This is a genomic window from Plantibacter sp. H53, assembly GCF_001650455.1.
In the GTDB taxonomy this organism is placed as follows: domain Bacteria; phylum Actinomycetota; class Actinomycetes; order Actinomycetales; family Microbacteriaceae; genus Plantibacter; species Plantibacter flavus_A.
In genome coordinates this window covers 1-18,281 of record NZ_LWCT01000017.1, presented here as the reverse complement: position 1 = coordinate 18,281, position 18,281 = coordinate 1, and the positions used below count along the sequence as shown (strand labels likewise).

General features: G+C 69.8%; 14 protein-coding genes. 12 read left to right on the top strand and 2 right to left on the bottom strand.

All coding sequences use genetic code 11. The features are described from left to right. Positions 1–4: 4 nt before the first annotated feature. The 9 genes from cydB (at position 5) to holA (ending at position 13,369) form a co-directional block, all read left to right on the top strand. Positions 5–1,009: a cytochrome d ubiquinol oxidase subunit II gene (gene cydB, locus A4X17_RS10255; protein ID WP_064295578.1), complete on the top strand. Its 1,005-nt coding sequence runs from the start codon at positions 5–7 to the stop codon at positions 1,007–1,009. A 9-nt stretch (positions 1,010–1,018) separates the two neighbouring features. Next, positions 1,019–2,725 carry a thiol reductant ABC exporter subunit CydD gene (gene cydD, locus A4X17_RS10250; RefSeq protein WP_064295577.1) on the top strand — a complete coding sequence of 569 codons (1,707 nt, stop codon included), beginning with the start codon at positions 1,019–1,021 and terminating at the stop codon, positions 2,723–2,725. After that, the gene (gene cydC, locus A4X17_RS10245; RefSeq protein WP_064295576.1) at positions 2,718–4,388 is read left to right on the top strand and encodes a thiol reductant ABC exporter subunit CydC; all 1,671 of its coding nucleotides are present in this window, start codon (positions 2,718–2,720) and stop codon (positions 4,386–4,388) included. The genes cydD and cydC overlap by 8 nt, the downstream gene beginning before the upstream one ends. Next, positions 4,388–5,740, top strand: coding sequence for an anthranilate synthase component I family protein (locus tag A4X17_RS10240; protein WP_064295575.1), 1,353 nt, complete (start codon positions 4,388–4,390; stop codon positions 5,738–5,740). Before cydC ends, A4X17_RS10240 begins: the two co-directional genes overlap by 1 nt. Positions 5,741–5,856: 116 nt before the next feature. Further along, the gene (gene leuS, locus A4X17_RS10235; RefSeq protein ID WP_064295574.1) at positions 5,857–8,418 is read left to right on the top strand and encodes a leucine--tRNA ligase; all 2,562 of its coding nucleotides are present in this window, start codon (positions 5,857–5,859) and stop codon (positions 8,416–8,418) included. A gap of 125 nt (positions 8,419–8,543) precedes the next feature. Then, positions 8,544–8,963 (top strand): hypothetical protein, encoded by a 420-nt coding sequence (locus tag A4X17_RS10230; RefSeq protein ID WP_139205388.1) that lies wholly within the window; start codon positions 8,544–8,546, stop codon positions 8,961–8,963. A gap of 163 nt (positions 8,964–9,126) precedes the next feature. Further along, a complete protein-coding gene (locus A4X17_RS10225) occupies positions 9,127–9,828 on the top strand; it encodes a helix-hairpin-helix domain-containing protein (protein ID WP_082916085.1) in 702 nt (233 codons plus the stop codon). 47 nt (positions 9,829–9,875) lie between these two features. After that, positions 9,876–12,248, top strand: coding sequence for a ComEC/Rec2 family competence protein (locus A4X17_RS10220; protein WP_064295608.1), 2,373 nt, complete (start codon positions 9,876–9,878; stop codon positions 12,246–12,248). Between the two features lie 65 nt (positions 12,249–12,313). After that, complete coding sequence (gene holA, locus A4X17_RS10215; protein WP_064295572.1) at positions 12,314–13,369, top strand: DNA polymerase III subunit delta; 1,056 nt, start codon at positions 12,314–12,316, stop codon at positions 13,367–13,369. A 208-nt stretch (positions 13,370–13,577) separates the two neighbouring features. Here the strand turns inward: holA and rpsT are convergent, their stop codons facing one another. Further along, the gene (gene rpsT / locus A4X17_RS10210; protein WP_064295571.1) at positions 13,578–13,838 is read right to left on the bottom strand and encodes a 30S ribosomal protein S20; all 261 of its coding nucleotides are present in this window, start codon (positions 13,836–13,838) and stop codon (positions 13,578–13,580) included. A gap of 219 nt (positions 13,839–14,057) precedes the next feature. On the opposite strand from rpsT, the gene lepA reads away from it, so the two are divergent. Genes lepA through hemW form a run of 3 tightly spaced genes read left to right on the top strand, consistent with a single transcriptional unit; the run spans position 14,058 to position 17,786 of the window. Continuing rightward, on the top strand, positions 14,058–15,908 hold the full coding sequence (lepA, locus tag A4X17_RS10205) for a translation elongation factor 4 (protein WP_064295570.1): 1,851 nt from the start codon (positions 14,058–14,060) through the stop codon (positions 15,906–15,908). Further along, on the top strand, positions 15,905–16,549 hold the full coding sequence (locus A4X17_RS10200; RefSeq protein ID WP_064295569.1) for a DUF1990 family protein: 645 nt from the start codon (positions 15,905–15,907) through the stop codon (positions 16,547–16,549). The genes lepA and A4X17_RS10200 overlap by 4 nt, the downstream gene beginning before the upstream one ends. Positions 16,550–16,559: 10 nt before the next feature. Then, positions 16,560–17,786 carry a radical SAM family heme chaperone HemW gene (gene hemW / locus A4X17_RS10195; protein WP_064295568.1) on the top strand — a complete coding sequence of 409 codons (1,227 nt, stop codon included), beginning with the start codon at positions 16,560–16,562 and terminating at the stop codon, positions 17,784–17,786. A gap of 69 nt (positions 17,787–17,855) precedes the next feature. Here hemW and A4X17_RS10190 read toward each other — a convergent pair. After that, positions 17,856–18,281 (bottom strand): DUF4870 domain-containing protein (locus tag A4X17_RS10190; RefSeq protein ID WP_231884354.1); only part of this gene is annotated, 426 nt, incomplete at its 5' end.

Below are 18,281 nucleotides of genomic sequence, written 5' to 3'. Positions count from 1 at the left end.
CATCATGGACCTCACGATTCTCTGGTTCTGGATCATCGCCGCACTGTTCGTCGGCTACTTCGTCCTCGACGGATTCGACTTCGGCGTCGGCATGACCATCCCCTTCCTCGGGAAGGACGAGACCGACCGCCGGATGCTCATCAACACGATCGGGCCGGTCTGGGACCTCAACGAGACCTGGTTGATCGTCGCCGGTGCGAGCCTCTTCGCCGCCTTCCCCGAGTGGTACGCGACCCTGTTCAGCGGCTTCTACCTCCCGCTGCTGTTCATCCTGCTCGCGCTCATCATCAGAGGGGTGTCGTTCGAGTACCGGCACCAGCGGCCGGAAGCCTCCTGGAAACGGCGCTTCGACCTCATGATCATCGTCGGCTCGGCCCTGCCGGCCTTCCTCTGGGGCGTCGCCTTCGCGAACATCGTCCAGGGCGTCCCGCTCGATGCCGACCACAATTTCACCGGCACGCTCTTCACCCTGCTCAACCCGTACGGCATCCTCGGTGGTCTCACGACGCTCGTGCTCTTCTTCGCCCACGGAGCCGTGTTCGCCTCGCTGAAGACCGAGGGCGACATCCGCGAGCGCGCCCGCCGCCTCGCGAGCCGTGCCGGGCTCGTCGCGATCCTCCTCGCGGCGTCGTTCCTCGGCTGGACCGTCCTCGCGCACTTCTCGCTCCCGGTGCTGATCCTCGCCGCCATCGCCGCGGTCTCGCTCATCAGCGCCTGGTTCGCGAACAGCCGAGGGCTGGAGGGCCGTGCGTTCGCGCTCATGGCCGTGACCGTCGCGGCGGCCGTGCTCACCCTGTTCACCGCGCTCTTCCCAGCGGTGATGCCGGCGAGCAACGACCCGGCGAACAGCCTGACGATCGCGAACGCCTCCTCGACCGAGTACACCCTCACGGTGATGTCGTGGACCGCCCTGATCTTCCTGCCGCTGATCCTCGCCTACCAGGGATGGACGTACTGGGTGTTCCGCAAGCGCATCACGCGGAAGCACATCGAAGCCGCCGCGCACTAACCTGTCATCGTGCGCCCCCTCGATCCGCGACTGCTCCGCTATGCCCGCGGAGCCCGGTCGGTCCTCGGACTCGGCGCGGTCATCGCGCTCGTCCAGACCGCCTGCACGCTCGGGTTCGCCTGGTTCGTCGCCCAGCTCGTGTCCCGGTCGATCGCGGGGGATCCGGTCGAGGAGCTCCTGCCGTCGCTCTGGCTGCTGATCGGCATCGTGGTGCTGCGTGCCGGTACCGTCCTGGCATCCGACTCGGTGAACGCCCGTGGCTCCGCGATCGTCCGCAGTCAGTTGCGGCGGGCCCTCGCGGGCGCGTTCGAGACGCTCGGGCCGGGTTGGGTCTCGCGTCGGAACTCCGCCGCTCTGACGACCGTTGCGGGCCGCGGGCTCGACGCCCTGGACGCGTACTTCGGTCGCTATGTCCCGCAGCTCATCCTCACGATGATCGCCATGCCGATCATCGCGGCGGTGATCTTCATCCAGGACTCGCTCAGCGGCATCACGGTGATCGTGACGCTCCCGCTCATCCCCGTCTTCATGATCCTCATCGGATTCGCGACCCAGGCGGTGCAGCGGCGCCAGTGGGAGACCCTGGCCCACCTGTCGCGCGGGTTCCTGGAGCTCGTCGCGGGCATGGCGACCCTCAAGCTGTTCGGAAGGCAGCACCGGCAGGTGCAGCGGATCCGAACCGTCACCGAGGAGTACCGCGTCGAGACCATGAAGGTCCTGCGGTTCTCGTTCGTGAGCGGCTTCGCCCTCGAGCTGCTGTCGAGTCTCGCGGTCGCCGTGGTCGCGGTCGGCATCGGCCTGCGGCTCCTCGACGGCTCGCTCCTCCTCGGAACCGGGCTCTTCGTACTGATCCTGGCCCCGGAGGCCTTCCTGCCACTGCGGAACGTCGGTGCGAACTACCACGCGGCCGCGGAGGGCGTCACCGCCGCCGACGAGGTCTTCGAGATCCTCGATGAGGCGAAGGCCGTGCGCGAATCGCCGTCGGCTCCTGATCAGGTCGGCGATTCTGCAACGGCCGGCGACTCCGCTCGCCGGACGTCTGGCCTGGTACTCGACGGTCTCGGCGTGCAGTACGACGAGCTGCGGGTGCTGGACGACCTCGACGCGACGTTCCCGGCCGGCGTGGTGACGGCTGTCGTCGGCGCCAGCGGAGCCGGGAAGACGAGCATGGCGTCGGCGATCCTCGGATTCATGGACGCCACCGGATCGATCCTGCACGACGGCAGACGAGTGCCGCCCACGCCCGGCGGACGACGCTGGCTGTCGTGGGCGCCGCAGCGTCCGGTCCTCATCGCCGGGACGGTCGGCAGCAACGTCGCGCTGGGCGACGGCGCCCCTGACGAGGCGCTCATCGTCGAGGCGTTGTCGGCACTCGGGCTGTCCGCGCTGCCGCTCGGACACCCCATCGGCGCGGTCGGCGACGGCGTGAGCGGTGGGCAGGCGCAACGGATCGCGATCGCGAGGGCCCTCTACCGGCTGCGGCGCACCCCGGCGGATGCCGGAACGCCGGTGCTGCTGCTCGACGAACCGAGTTCGGCGCTCGACGCCGCGTCCGAGGCGCTCGTCATCGAGGCCGCGCGCGACGCCGCTCGGGCCGGGGCGGCCGTGATCGTCATCACCCACCGACCGTCGATCGTCGAACACGCGGATGCCGTGCTCGAGATCCGCGTGCGGTCGGAACGCGTCCAGGACGACGAGGTGATGCTCCATGGATGAGCGCGTCCGACAGATCATCCGACTGGCGCAGCCACCGGCTCGCCGCTTCGTCCCTGGACTCCTGGCCGGCATCCTCTCCGCGGGGGCCGCCGTAGCCCTCCTCGCTTCGAGCGCGTTCCTCATCACGAAGGCCGCCGAGCAGCCCTCGATCGTCGAGCTGGGTGTCGCCGTCGTCGGGGTGCGCGCGTTCGCGCTGGCCCGGGCGTCCTTCCGGTACCTCGAACGCCTGCTGAGCCACGATGCCGCATTCCGTCAGTTGGCGCAGCTGCGCGCCGGCATCATCGAACGCGTCATCCCGGTGGCTCCCGACGGACTGCAGCTCACCGGGCGGGGCGACCTCCTCACCCGCCTGGTGACCGATGTGGACGAGCTGCAGAACGTGCCGTTGCGGGTCGTCCAACCACTGGTGGTGTCGGGTGTCGTCGCCGGAGCCTCCGTCATCCTCACGACCGCGCTGCTCCCGGCCGCCGGGATCGCGCTCGCGGTCTGCCTCGTCGCGGCATTCCTCGTCTCGTGGTTGCTCGTGAGTCGGGTGGCGGCGCGCGCCGAACGCGAACTCGCGCCGCTGCGCGGTGCGCTGTCGGAAGCCCTGCTCGAGCTCGTGACCGGTCTCGACGTGCTGACCGCCTACGGCGCGGTCGATGCCGCGCGGGCACGGATCGAACATGCCGACGCGGCACTCACGCGCGCGATGGTGCGGCGGGCCGCGGGCGCCGGGGTGGCCGGCGCCGTCCTCTCCCTGGCTTCCGGGGCGTCCGTCGTCGCGGCGCTCTGGGCAGGCATGCCTGCACTGGGAACGATCGGCGGCCCGGCGCTCACCGTGATCGTCCTCGTCCCGCTCGCCGTGTTCGAGGTCTGCGCGATGGTGCCGCTCGCGTTCGGGGCCTGGCGGGAAGCGGTCGCGAGTGCCGAGCGCGTGGCGGACGCGGTCCCGAGCGAGCGCCCACGCGAGATCCCGGACGAGGACTCCGGCAGCATCCTCACGCCGACCTTCGACGGCGTCATGCTCGAGGCGGAGAACCTCAGCGCACGGTGGCCCGGGAGTACGGCGGCGGCGCTCGCACCGATCAGCTTCCGACTGTCGGCCGGCGACCGACTGCTCGTCGAAGGCGACAGCGGAGCCGGGAAGACCACGCTGGCGCACACCCTCGTCCGCTTCCTCGAGTACGAGGGTGGGTACCGCGTCGGCGGTGTCGAGGCACGCGACCTCCGTCCGGACACGCTGCGCGAGTCGATCGGGCTCGTCGAGCAGCGTCCGTTCCTCTTCGACGCAGACATCCGCCAGAACCTCCTCTTCGCGAGGGACACGGCCGACGACGCGGAGCTCGAGGCCGTGCTGGAGCGCGTCGGGCTCTCGTCCTGGCTCGCCGAGCGCGGCGGACTCGACCGCCCGGTGGGGGAGCACGGCGCGCTCGTCTCCGGGGGGCAGGCGCAGCGCATCGCCCTCGCCCGTGCGCTCCTCCGCGAGTTCCCCGTGCTCGTGCTCGACGAGCCGACGGCCAACGTCGATCCCGAGCGCGCGACCGCCCTCCTCGAGGACCTGCTCGGTGTCGCGGGATCCGAGGGTCGTGCGGTCATCGTGATCTCGCACACGCCGGTTCCCGACGACCTCGTGACCGGTCGCCTCCGGATCGTCGCGCCGCCGATCGCGGCCGTCGGCTGATGCGATCCACCGGAGCACGCCGGCAGGTCGTCCTCCCGGCCTGGTCCGAGCCGGAGGACGTCTACCGACGCGTGTTCGCTGACGAGCCCTGTGCGGCCTGGTTGGATTCTGGCCAGGGCGCCCGGACCGGCGTCAGTCTCATCGGACGCGGGACCGAACGCCTCGTCGCGGACGTCCGGCTCGGCACGGTGGAGCGCGTCAGCCAGGTGTCCGCCTCGGTCGACCGGACGACGATCCTCGACGCCCTCCGTACCGTGCGTGCGGACGCCGACCCGGGCGATTGGGTCGGGTGGTTCGGCTACGAGTCGGGGGCAGGGCTCGTCGGGGTTCCTGCACACGCGGCCGCCACCCCGGACGCGCTCTTCCTGCGCCTCGACGATCAGGTGCGGTTCGACCATGCGGCGCGGACGGTGACGATCTCGTCGGACGATCCCGACTGGATCGCGACGACCGTCGAGCGGCTCAGCACGGCGGCCGAGCCTCCTCCCGTGGCCGAGGCTGCCGGCGGGGTCTGCGCGCCCCGCCACAGCGACGCCGCATACGTGCGGCTCGTCGAGCGGTGCCAGGAACACATCACCCGTGGTGACGCCTACCAGTTGTGCCTGACGAACCTCCTGCGCGTCGACGGCGTCCACGACCCGCTCGCGACCTATCTGCGGCTGCGCAGGACGAGCCCCACGCACCACGGCGGCTTCCTCCGGTTCGGTTCGATCAGTCTCGCGAGCGCGTCGCCGGAGCAGTTCCTCGAGGTCTCGGCCGACGGCCGCGTCCGGACGAAGCCGATCAAGGGAACCCGGCCGAGAGGCGACGATCCCGAGGAGGACGCCCGTCAGCGCGCCGATCTGCTCGCGAGTCCCAAGGAGCGCGCTGAGAACCTCATGATCGTCGATCTGATGCGGAACGACCTCTCCAGAGTCTGCGAGCTGGGTTCCGTGGCGGTGACGGCGCTCCACCACGTCGAGAGCTACCCGCAGGTGCACCAACTCGTCAGCACCGTCGAAGGACGGTTGCGCACAGGACTGGACGCGCTCGACGTCGTCGAGGTCGCGTTCCCGGCCGGATCGATGACCGGGGCCCCGAAACGCCGGGCGATGGAGCTGCTGTACGACCTCGAAGCGGGGCCGCGCGGGGTGTACGCCGGTGCCTTCGGCCTGCTGTCCGCGGACGGATCGATGGACCTCGCCATGGTCATCCGCTCGATCGTGATCGATCCGCAGGGTGCGTCGATCGGCACGGGTGGTGGGATCACGGCGCTGTCCGACGCCCGGGAGGAGCTCGAGGAGACGTGGACCAAGGCGGCGGCCCCGCTGGCCGCACTCGGCGTCGGACGTCCGCCTGCCGAATCCCGGTAGGCTTGACCGTTGGACGGAGCGCCGTCGTGCGCTCCAGCCCGTCCATCCTGCGGCCGAGCGCCGTGCGAGCAACCCACGGGATTCCACCCCCAGCACCTGCAGTGATTGAGAGTGACGTGTCAGACGAGCGCAACACCGACGACCGCCGAGACGGCGAGCGGTACGACTTCCAGGCGATCCAGGAGAAGTGGCTTCCCGTCTGGGACGAGCTGAAGCCCTTCGCAGCAGGAGATCCTGCCGACAAACGTCCGCGCAAGTACGTGCTCGACATGTTCCCGTATCCCTCGGGCGACCTGCACATGGGTCACGCCGAGGCGTTCGGTTTCGGCGACATCGTCGCGCGGTACTGGCGTCACCAGGGCTTCAACGTCCTGCACCCGATCGGCTGGGACTCGTTCGGTCTCCCCGCCGAGAACGCGGCCATCCAGCGCGGTGTCGACCCACGCGAGTGGACCTACGCGAACATCGCGCAGCAGAAGGCCAGCTTCCGTCAGTACGGCCCCTCGTTCGACTGGGACCGCGAGCTCCACACGAGCGACCCCGAGTACTACCGGTGGAACCAGTGGCTGTTCCTCCAGCTGTTCGAGAAGGGCCTCGCGTACCGCAAGGCGAGCCCCGTCAACTGGTGCCCGAACGACCAGACCGTGCTCGCGAACGAGCAGGTCGTCGACGGACACTGCGAGCGCTGCGGCGCCGAGGTGACGAAGAAGAAGCTCACCCAGTGGTACTTCCGCATCACCGACTACGCGGACCGCCTGATCGACGACCTCAACCAGCTCGAGGGCACCTGGCCGGCCAAGGTGCTCAGCATGCAGCGGAACTGGATCGGTCGATCCAACGGTGCGGACGTCTCGTTCTCCATCGAGGGTCGTGCCGAGCCGGTCTCCGTGTACACGACCCGACCCGACACGCTGTACGGCGTGACGTTCATGGTCGTGGCGCCCGACTCCGAGCTCGCAGCCGAGCTCGTCGCCGACACCTCCGACGAGGTCAAGGGGCGCTTCCAGGCCTACCTCGACAGCGTCAAGGGCGAGAGCGAGATCGCGCGGCTCGCGACCGACCGCCAGAAGACCGGCGTGTTCCTCGAGCGCTACGCGATCAACCCGCTGAGTGGCGAGCGCCTGCCGATCTGGGCGGCCGACTACGTCCTGGCCGACTACGGTCACGGGGCGATCATGGCGGTTCCCGCGCACGACCAGCGCGACCTCGACTTCGCGCGGGCGTTCGACCTGCCCGTGCGTGTCGTGGTGGACACCACCCAGCCCGTCACCGGTGCCATCCCGATCATCGTCGACGGTGAGCTGCCGGAGGACCTCCCGTCGATCGATCCCGCCAAGACGGGTGTCGCGCTGACGGGCGACGGTCGCCTGACGAACTCCGGCCCGTTCGACGGCCTGAGCAAGGCGAACGCGATCCCGAAGGTCACTGCGGCGCTCGCGTCGAGCGGTCTCGGCGCGAAGACGAAGAACTACCGTCTCCGCGACTGGCTCATCTCGCGACAGCGCTACTGGGGCACGCCGATCCCGATCATCCACTGCGACGCCTGTGGCGAGGTGCCGGTCCCCGAGGATCAGCTCCCCGTGCGGCTGCCGGACGCCGCGGGTCTCGACCTGCGTCCGAAGGGCATGAGCCCGCTCGCGGCGGCAGAGGACTGGATCAACGTGGACTGCCCGTCGTGCGGGAAGCCTGCGAAGCGCGACTCCGACACCATGGACACCTTCGTCGACAGCTCGTGGTACTTCCTCCGGTTCCTGAACCCGACCTCCGACGAGATCGCGTTCGACCCGAAGGAGGCCGACAAGTGGGCCCCGGTCGACCAGTATGTCGGTGGTGTCGAGCACGCGATCCTGCACCTGCTCTACTCGCGGTTCATCACGAAGGTCCTGTTCGACCTCGGCAAGGTCGGTTTCACCGAGCCCTTCAGCGCGCTCCTCAACCAGGGCATGGTCATCCTCGACGGTTCGAAGATGAGCAAGAGCAAGGGCAACCTGGTGGAGTTCGCCCAGGAGCTGCGGTCGTACGGCGCCGACGCCCTGCGCGTGACGATGGCGTTCGCCGGTCCTCCGGAGGACGACATCGACTGGGCGGACGTCTCGCCGGCCGGTTCGGCCAAGTTCCTGGCACGCGCCTGGCGGGTCGCGCACGACGTCACCAGCTCGCCCGACGTCGCCTGGAAGGACGGCGACGAGAAGCTGCGGAAGGTCACGCATCACTTCCTCGCGGAGGCTCCAGGGCTCATCGAGGCGGGCAAGTTCAACGTCGTCGTGGCACGGCTCATGGAGCTCGTCAACGCGACGCGGAAGGCGATCGACGCCGGGCCCGGCGCGGGCGACCCAGCCGTGCGAGAGTCCGCCGAGGTCACGGCCATGGCGCTCGACCTCTTCGCGCCCTTCACCGCCGAGGACATGTGGGCCAAGCTCGGCTACCAGCCGTCCGTCTCGCTGGTGCCGTGGCGGAAGGCCGACCGGTCGCTGTTGGTCGAGGACCAGGTGACCGCGGTGGTCCAGGTCGACGGCAAGGTCCGCGAACGGCTCGAGGTGTCGCCGAAGATCTCCGGCGAGGAGCTCGAGCAGCTCGCACGCGCGAGTGCGGCAGTGCAGCGTTCCGTGGGCGACCGCGAGATCGTCAACGTCGTGGTGCGTGCGCCGCGCGTGGTGAGCATCGCCACGAAGGGTTGATGCGGTTCGGGGCGGGCCCTGTGGCCCGTCCCGAACACGCTCGGAGCGCTGGGCGCCACCCTCGAGTCCGATCCGCTTGTCCCATCCGGCGGCAGTCTGCCCTGCTTCCTCGGTAGCATGACCGGGTGATCGCTCCCGCCCCAGCCGTACGAACGCTCCGCGTGTTCCAGATCCTGTGGGTGGTCGGCTTCCTCGTCGGGACGACGACGCACACCGCGGATCTGATCCTCGGCGGGTTGGACGTCTACGGCGGCTTCCCTCCCGGCGTCCGGCTGTTCTGGGTGACACTCACGGTCTTGGACCCCATCACCGCGGTGCTGATCATCCTTCGACGGCGCTCCGGCATCGTGCTCGGTATCGCGGTGATCGTCGCCGACATCGCCGTGAACTGGACCGTCTTCGTGCTGCTCGGCGGACTCTCGTGGTTCGGCGTCATCAATCAGAGCCTGTTCGCGGTGCTCATCGTCGTGACCGCTCGCCCGCTGTGGATCTGGTTCGGGCAGTCTTCGACGCGAGAGCGGGCTGAGCCAGCCAGAGTGGCCTGACCCCCCGGTCGGAAGACGACCAGTCAACACCGAGGCGCTCGGTGAGCTGACTGCATTCTGCATCCCAGGCGAACGCGCTCCACAGGGGTCGTCGCGGTGCGGTCGGTGCCCATGGCGACGGCGAGCGTGTGGTGCGGGGCGTCCGGGCTCGTAGCGTTCGAGGATGACCATCGAACCGGAACCCACGTCCCACCCGGTGCCGTCCAGGCGTTCGTCCACGCGCCGTGTGCTCGGTGAGCTACCGCGCCCGGAGTTCCGCGCCGGGGCGGTCGTCGTGCTGGTGATCGCGGCGCTCGTGGTCGCCATCCTCGTCTCGCTGTTCACCTCAGGCGGGGCGGTCAGGACGATCGGTGGGGTGGAGCTGTCGGCTGACGCGAGCGCCGTGCCCGCCGTCACACCGGGATCGACCGCGCCCGCCGGCTCGGCGGCGGGGGAGCTGTTCATCCATGTACTCGGAGCGGTCGCGGCCCCTGGTGTCTATCGGCTGCCGGACGGGTCACGTGCGTTCGATGCGGTGGCGTCCGCCGGCGGCCTCCTACCGGAAGCGGACACCAGTGCCGTGAACCTCGCACGGTTCGTGAACGACGGCGAGCAGCTCTATGTCCCCGTGGTCGGCGAGGTGCCACCTGGCGGAGGCGCGAGCGGGTCGGCTGCCGGGAGCCCGTCCGGCTCGCAGCTCGTCAACGTGAACACGGCATCCGCGGCCGAACTCACCGCACTCCCGCGGATCGGGGAGGCCCTGGCTGCACGCATCGTCGCCTGGCGGGAGGCGAACGGGCCGTTCGCCACCCTCGACGACCTGAGCGCGGTCGAAGGCATCGGCGCGAAGACCCTCGAGGGGCTTCGCGCGGCGGCGACGGTGTGACCGCGGACGCGGCCGCCGGACCGACGTCCGGGCGAGGTGAGCGCGCGATGCGGTTCCCACGCCTCCTCATCCCGGCGGCGGTCACCTGGGTCGGTGCGGCCGTCTGCAGCGCGGCTCCGACGCTGGCCTGGGGTGCGGTGCTGGTCGCGTTCGTCGTCGCCTCCGCCTGCCTCGGGTGCAGCACGGTCGTCCGGCGTCGCCGTGCAGAGTATCGCCCGGGGGAGCGCCGGACAGGGTCTGTCGTCACCACGACACTCTTGCTCTGCGCGTGTGCTGCGGCGCTGTTCGGCATGGTCGCCGCGTCGATCGCCGCACGCGCGCCTGATCGGCAGCCGGAGGCGCTGCAAGCGCTCGGGAGCACGCCCGTCACCGCCGAGGTCGTGGTGACCGGCGACGCCGTGCCCACCGGTTCGGTCACGGCTGCACCCACGGTTCGGTTCGCGGCCGACCTGGTGACGGTCTCGGACGACGTGGGAGCCCTGGAGGGACTCTCGGTGCCGGTCCTCGTCTTCGCGCCGGTGCCGGCGGATCGGGCGCCGAGGATCGGTGAGCGCTGGCGCGTCGACGGCCCCCTCCGATGGAATGCACCGGGTGATGCGCGGGCAGCGCTGCTGTTCGCACGGGAGGAACCCGAGCTGCTGGGGGAGCCGCCGGCGATCCTCGACTGGTCGGCGTCGCTCCGTTCCGGGCTCGTCGGGCTCGCGTCCACCTTGCCCGGTCCGGGCGGGGAGCTGCTGCCCGGCCTCGCGATCGGCGATGTGAGCCAGGTGAGCGACGCGGTCACCGAGTCGATGCAGCGCAGTTCGCTCTCGCATCTGACGGCCGTGTCCGGCGCGAACTGTGCGGTCATCGTGTGGCTCGTCAGCACCGCGGTCGCAGCGCTCGGCGGTGGGCGGAAGCTCAGGATCTCGTGCGCCCTGCTGTGCCTCGTCGCCTTCGTGGTCCTCGTGACGCCCCAACCGAGCGTGCAGCGGGCAGCACTCATGGCTGCCTTCGTCCTGGTGCTGGGCGGCTTCGGGCGGCCGATCCGTGGCCTCGCCGCGCTGTCGTTGGCGGTGGTCGTGCTCCTCGTCGCCGACCCCTGGCTGGCCGGGCAGTACGGTTTCGGACTCTCGGTGCTCGCAACCGCCGGCCTCCTGTTGCTCAGCGGGCCGCTGACGGAGGTACTCGGTAGATGGCTGCCGCGGGGGATAGCGGCCCTCATCGCGATCCCGGCGGCCGCCCAGCTCGCCTGCCAGCCGATGCTCGTCCTCCTCGACCCAGCGATCCAGCTCGGCGGCGTCCCCGCGAACCTGCTCGCGGGCCCGGCCGCCGCGCCCGCGACCATGCTCGGGCTGCTCGCCTGCCTGCTGGTCCCGTTCGCACCACCACTCGCATTGCTCGTCGCGTGGCTCGGGTGGGTGCCCGCGACCTGGATCGCCGCGGTGGCCCGGTGGTTCGAGGGCGTCCCTGCTGCACGGGTGCCCTGGCCGGAGGGACTACTCGGCGTCGTGCTCGTCACCGTGCCGACGGCCCTGATCGCCACGCTCCTGCTGTTCGGTCGGAATCTGCCTCCGCGGTGGTCGAGGACGATCGGGGTGGCGGTGGTCGTGTCGCTCGTGGCAGTGTGCGGTCGGGCGGTCGGGGACGGACTCGGCCCGGCCCTGCACCGGCCGGGCGACTGGATCGTCGCCGCCTGCGACGTCGGTCAGGGCGACGCGGTCCTCCTGCGACAGGGCACCGCCACCGCGCTCGTCGACGTCGGGCCCGACCCAGAACCGCTCCGCGCGTGTTTGGACGAGCTCGGGGTCTCTCGCATCGAGCTGCTCGTCCTCACCCACTACGACCTCGACCACGTCGGCGGCCTCGACGCGGTCGTCGGGAGGGTCGACGAGGTGCTGCTCGGGCCGGTGGACGACCCGGAGGACGAGCGCATCGCCCGAGTGCTCCGAGCGGCCGGTGCCGAGGTGCGACAGGCCGGCGCCGGAGACCAGGGGGTGCTGGGGGATCCGGAGAGCGCGGCGCCGTGGCGCGTCCTGTGGCCGGACCCCGCGGCAGGCGGCGTCGAACCGGGGAACGACGCGAGCGTGGTGGTCCGGTTCGACCTGCTCGCCACATCGGTGCTGCTGCTCGGCGACCTCGGTGAGGAGGCACAGGACCGGCTGCTCGGTCGGCACGCGCTCGGGGACGCGGTCGACATCGTCAAGGTGTCGCATCACGGTTCCGCCGATCAGAGCGACCGCCTGGCGCGCCGGGTGGGCGCGACGGTGGCGCTCGTCTCCGTCGGGACCGACAACGGCTACGGGCACCCGACGCGCTCAGCGCTCGAGCTCTACGAGGCCACCGGGGCCGAGGTCCTCCGCACGGACGAGTCGGGGACCATCGTCCTCGGCCCGGGCGACGGCGGCGGGTTCCGCGTGTGGTCGGAGCGCGGCGGGTGAGCCGCCGACCGCCCCGCCTGGCGTCGGCGGTCGCCGGTAGACTCGGACGGTCGAGAGGAGCCGCTGTGGCTGCACCACGTTCCGCCGGTCGCGGGAAGGCCAAGACGGCGGCCAAGGCCTCGGCGGCGATCCCGCAACTCGGCTGGTCCGAGATCCGCCCGGCGCCCGTCGTGTTGGTGTCCGGCACGGAGTCCTTCCTGGCCGACCGGGCGATCCGGCGGCTGCGCGACTTCCTCGTCTCCGAAGACCCCTCGCTCGAGGTCAACGACGTCGCCGCCGACAGCTACGCTCCGGGGGAGCTGCTCACGGTCGCGAGCCCGTCGCTCTTCGGCGAGCCCCGGCTCGTCCGCGTCAGCCAGGTCGAGAAGTGTTCCGACCAGTTCCTCACCGAAGCCATCCGGTATCTCGAAGCACCGCCGGAGGGCGCCTACCTCGTGCTGCGGCATAACGGAGGCGTGCGCGGCAAGAAGCTGCTCGACGCCATCCGCGCGGGCACCGGTGGCGGTGTCGAGATCGTCTGCACCGAACTCAAGCGGGACAGCGACAAGGCCGACTTCGCCGCGGCTGAGTTCAAGACGGCCGGTCGGCGGATCACGCCCCAGGCGCTCCGTGCACTCGTCGGCGCCTTCTCCGACGACCTCGCCGAGCTCGCAGCCGCGTGCAGTCAGCTCATGGCCGACGCGTCCGAGGAGATCACCGAGCAGACGGTCAACAAGTACTACGGCGGTCGTCTCGAGACGAGCGCGTTCGACGTCGCCGACGCCGCGATCGCCGGGCGCCACGGGGAAGCGCTGCTCGCCCTGCGGCAGGCGCTCGACTCGGGTGCCGACCCGGTGCCGATCGTCGCCGCGTTCGCGATGAAGATCCGCACGATGGCCAAGGTGTCGTCGGCACGCGGCGGGTCCGGGCAGATCGCCCAGCAGTTCGGTCTCGCGCCGTGGCAGGTCGACCGCGCCCGTCGGGACCTGTCCGGTTGGACGGACGCCGGCATCGGCCGCGTGGTGCAGATGCTCGCAGAGACCGACGCCGGCGTGAAGGGCGCGAGCCGCGACCCGGTGTTCGCGCTCGAGCGGCTCGTCGGCGTCATCGCGGCACGCGGGGTCGATCTCTCAGAGCGGTAACCCGTCGAGGCGGTAGAACGTCGAGCTGGCCGTGGTGGCGGGCGGCCCTTCGACAAGCTCAGGGACCCGTGTGCGCTCAGGGACCCGTCTGCGCTTAGGGACGGGTGTGCGCTCAGGGACTGCGGTGTGCTCAGAGACGAGCATGCACCGGGGACGCGAAAGGCCCCGCACGTTCCGAGGAACGCCGGGGCCTTGCAGCTGGTGTCGCTTAGAGCGCGTTGACCTGCTTGGCGATGGCCGACTTGCGGTTCGCTGCCTGGTTCTCGTGGATGACGCCCTTGCTCACGGCCTTGTCGAGCTTCTTCGAGGCGAGCTTGAGTGCGGACTCGGCCTGAGCCTTGTCGCCGGCGACGACGGCCTCACGGGTTGCGCGGATGGCGGTCTTCAGCTGGCTCTTGACGGCCTTGTTGCGCTCGTTGGCCTTCTTGTTGGTGCCGATGCGCTTGATCTGCGACTTGATGTTTGCCACGTTGGGTCAACTTTCGGTTCGAGGAAATGATGTTCGGTGCCGTCGGACGGAAGAGGGCGTCTTCAAGCGAGTTCTCGTGTGGTCTCAACTCACACGCAAGCCAACAGGCAACATTACCAGTCGGGCTGAGTTCTGGCAATCCAGGGTACCGCAGCGCGGGTCCCCCCCGCCGTGGGACAATGAGGGTTGCCCGATTCCACCCCTGACCCCGAGGAACGCGTGAGCCCCCAAGCAGTGAAGGCCCTCGAGCCGGCATCGACCGACCCGGCGTTCATCCGGAACTTCTGCATCATCGCCCACATCGACCACGGCAAGTCGACCCTGGCGGACCGCATGCTGCAGATCACCGGGGTCGTCTCGGACCGCGACATGCGGGCGCAGTACCTCGACCGTATGGACATCGAGCGCGAGCGCGGCATCACCATCAAGAGCCAGGCCGTGCGCATGCCGTGGTCGCTCAACGGCGAGACCTTCGCGCTCAACATGATCGACACCCCCGGGCACGTCGACTTCACGTACGAGGTCTCGCGGTCGCTCGCCGCGTGCGAGGGCGCGATCCTCCTCGTCGACGCCGCACAGGGTATCGAGGCGCAGACACTCGCGAACCTTTACCTCGCTCTCGAGAACGACCTCGAGATCATCCCGGTGCTCAACAAGATCGACCTCCCGGCGGCCGATCCCGACAAGTACGCGAAGGAGCTCGCGAGCCTCATCGGCGGCGAGCCCGAAGACGTCCTGCGGGTGTCCGGCAAGACCGGCATGGGTGTCGAGGACCTCCTCGACCGCGTCGTCGGACGCATCCCGAACCCCGTGGGCGACCCGGACGCACCCACGCGCGCCATGATCTTCGACTCCGTCTACGACACCTACCGTGGCGTCGTCACCTACGTCCGCATGATCGACGGCCAGCTGAGTCCGCGTGAGCGTATCCAGATGATGTCGACGCGTGCAGTGCACGACCTCCTCGAGATCGGCGTCAGCTCGCCGGAACCGACGCCCACCAAGGGCCTCGGCGTCGGTGAGGTGGGCTACCTCATCACGGGCGTGAAGGACGTCCGGCAGTCGAAGGTCGGCGACACCGTCACGACCGCGGTGAAGCCGGCGACCGACGCCCTCCCGGGCTACACCGACCCGAAGCCGATGGTCTTCTCCGGTCTGTACCCGATCGACGGCAGCGACTACCCGATCCTCCGCGACGCGCTCGACAAGCTCAAGCTCTCCGACGCTTCACTCAACTACGAGCCGGAGACCTCCGTCGCCCTCGGCTTCGGATTCCGCGTCGGCTTCCTCGGCCTGCTCCACCTTGAGATCGTGACCGAGCGGTTGCAGCGCGAGTTCGACCTCGACCTCATCGCCACCGCGCCGTCGGTCACCTACGAGGTGAAGACGGAGGACAAGCAGGTCGTCACCGTCACCAACCCGAGCGAGTTCCCCTCCGGCAAGATCCTCGAGGTGTCCGAGCCGATGGTCAAGGTGGGCATCCTCGCCCCCAAGGACTACGTCGGCACCATCATGGAACTCTGCCAGAGCCGTCGAGGTGCGCTGCTCGGGATGGAGTACCTCGGTGAGGACCGCGTCGAGCTGCGGTACACGATGCCGCTCGGTGAGATCGTCTTCGACTTCTTCGACCACCTGAAGAGCCGCACGCAGGGATACGCATCGCTCGACTACGAGCCCTCCGGCCAGCAGGCCGCCGACCTCGTGAAGGTCGACATCCTGTTGCAGGGCGACCAGGTCGACGCCTTCAGTGCCATCGTCCACCGCGAGAAGGCGTACGCCTACGGTGTGCTCATGACCGAGCGCCTGAAGAAGCTCATCCCGCGCCAGCAGTTCGAGGTGCCGATCCAGGCCGCCATCGGTGCGCGGATCATCGCCCGCGAGTCGGTCCGTGCCATGCGCAAGGACGTCCTGGCCAAGTGCTACGGCGGTGACATCACCCGCAAGCGCAAGCTCCTCGAGAAGCAGAAGGAGGGCAAGAAGCGGATGAAGATGGTCGGCAAGGTCGAGGTGCCTCAGGAGGCGTTCATCGCGGCGCTCTCCGGGGACGTGGAGACGAAGGACAAGAAGTGAACGCACGACGCAGTTCGTTCGAGGACGAAGCGGTCGACTACGCGGCCGTTGGCGCGACCCAGCGGACCGACCTCATGCAGTACCCGCCGGAGGGCTACGTGCCGTCGGAGGACGAGTTCCGCCTCGGGAGCGGTGATGAGCGGTTCGCCCTCGCGAGCAGCGCCCTCCTCACCTGGGGACTGCACCGCTCGAGCGGCGTGGAGATCTCCGAGGTGCACCCCGGCACGGGCGTGCAGTACGGCGGCATCGCCTTCGCCGAGGACGGTACGCCGCTGGAGCCCATCGAGACGCACGAGGAGCAGCGCTTCGCCGAGGACGGCACGCCGTTCATCACCCCGGGCACGACGGTCGTCTTCGCCGGCGCCGTCGGCGGGGAACCGCTCGTCGGGCCGCATCGCGTCATCTCCGTCACCGAGGAGCCGGGTCACGTGAGCCTGGCCATCGGCACGATGGAGGGCGATCCGGAGAGCGGCGAGCAGTCCTTCACGATCGAGCAGCGCGAGGACGACTCCGTCTGGATCGTCGTGCGCTCGTTCTTCCGCCCGACGAAGGGTGCAGCGAAGCTCGTCGGCTCCAAGCGTCGTCGCAAGACCATGAACGACGCCTACCTCCGCGCACTCCTGCCGTCGCGCGGCGTCTGAGCGACGGACCGTGCCGAGCGCCCTCCCACTCGCCGATCCGGCCCCGTCCGACGGACTCCTCCCGGAGACGGCGGCCGTCGGTGCCCACGAGCGCAATTTCGGGGTCTACCTGCACGTCCCGTTCTGCCGGGTCCGATGCGGCTACTGCGACTTCAACACCTACACGGCGACCGAGCTCCGCGGCGCGAAGCAGTCTGACTACGCCGACGAGGCGGTCGCGGAACTCCGCTTCGGCAAGTCCGTCCTGGCGTCATCGACCGTCCCCGACCGACCGGTCTCGACCGTGTTCTTCGGTGGCGGCACGCCGACCCTCCTGCCTGCTGACGACCTCGTCCGGATGCTCCGTGGCGTGACGGACAACTTCGACCTCGCGCCCGGCGCCGAAGTGACGACCGAGGCGAACCCCGACTCGGTCGACGCCGCCTACCTCCGCACGCTCGCCGAAGCCGGATTCACCCGGGTCTCCTTCGGGATGCAGTCCGCGGTGCCGAGCGTGCTCGCCACCCTCGAGCGCACGCACGATCCGGCTCGGGTGCCGCTCGTCGTGCAGTGGGCTCGCGAGGCCGGCCTCGGCGTCAGCCTGGACCTCATCTACGGGACGCCGGGGGAGACCCTGGCCGACTGGCGCGTCTCACTCGAGACGGCGATCGCCTGCGCACCGGACCACGTGTCGGCCTATTCGCTCATCGTCGAACCCGGGACGAAACTCGCGCGCCAGATCCGCTCGGGCGTGGTGGGGACCCCCGACGAAGACCTGCAGGCCGACATGTACGAGCTCGCCGACGATCTCCTCACCGAAGCCGGCTACGGCTGGTACGAGGTCAGCAACTGGGCGACGGACGACACGCACCGCTCCCGGCACAACCTCTCCTACTGGACCGGCGAGGACTGGTGGGGTGTGGGCCCGGGGTCGCACAGCCACGTCGGCGGGGTGCGCTGGTGGAACGTCAAGCATCCGGCGGCGTACGCCCAGCGGATCGCGGCGGGGGAGTCGCCGGCCGCCGGGCGGGAGACCCTGGACGACGAGACCCGGGAACTCGAACGTATCCTGCTGCTCACCCGCACGCGGGACGGCATCCCCATCCGGACGCTCGCCCCCGAGGCTCGCACGGCGGTCGCCGGGCTCATCGCCGAGGAACTGGTCGACGCTCGCCAGGCCCTGCTCGGACGGCTGGAGCTCACGCGCCGCGGACGGCTCCTCGCCGACGCGGTCGTCCGCCGTCTGGTCGGCGACTGACGCCACCCGAGACGCAGAACAGCCCCGCCCGGCGGACCGGACGGGGCTGTTCTCAGGCGTCTCGACGGATCAGGCCTTGATGAACTGGATCGTGAGCGGGTAGCTGTACAGCTCGCCCTTGTTCGCCTTGATCGCGGCGATGATGCTGAACACGATCACGACGACGTAGACGGCGATGATGATGAACAGACCCACGACGACGATCGTCAAGATCGAGCCGACCACGAGCGCGATCAGCATCGTCAGCTGGAAGTTCAGCGCGGTGAGCGTGTGCGCCTTGATGAACGGGCCGCGGTCCTTGAGGACCAGGTAGCCGATCAGCGGGGGGATGAATCCGAAGAAGATCCCACCGATGTGGATGAGCGTCGACCAGAGCTTCTCGTCCGACGGGCTCATGGGCTGAGCGGCGGCGTACGGCTGCTGGTACTGCGGGGCGCCTGCGGGCGGCGGCGGGTAGGAGCCGGCAGCGGGCGGCGGCGGCGCGTAGCCACCGGC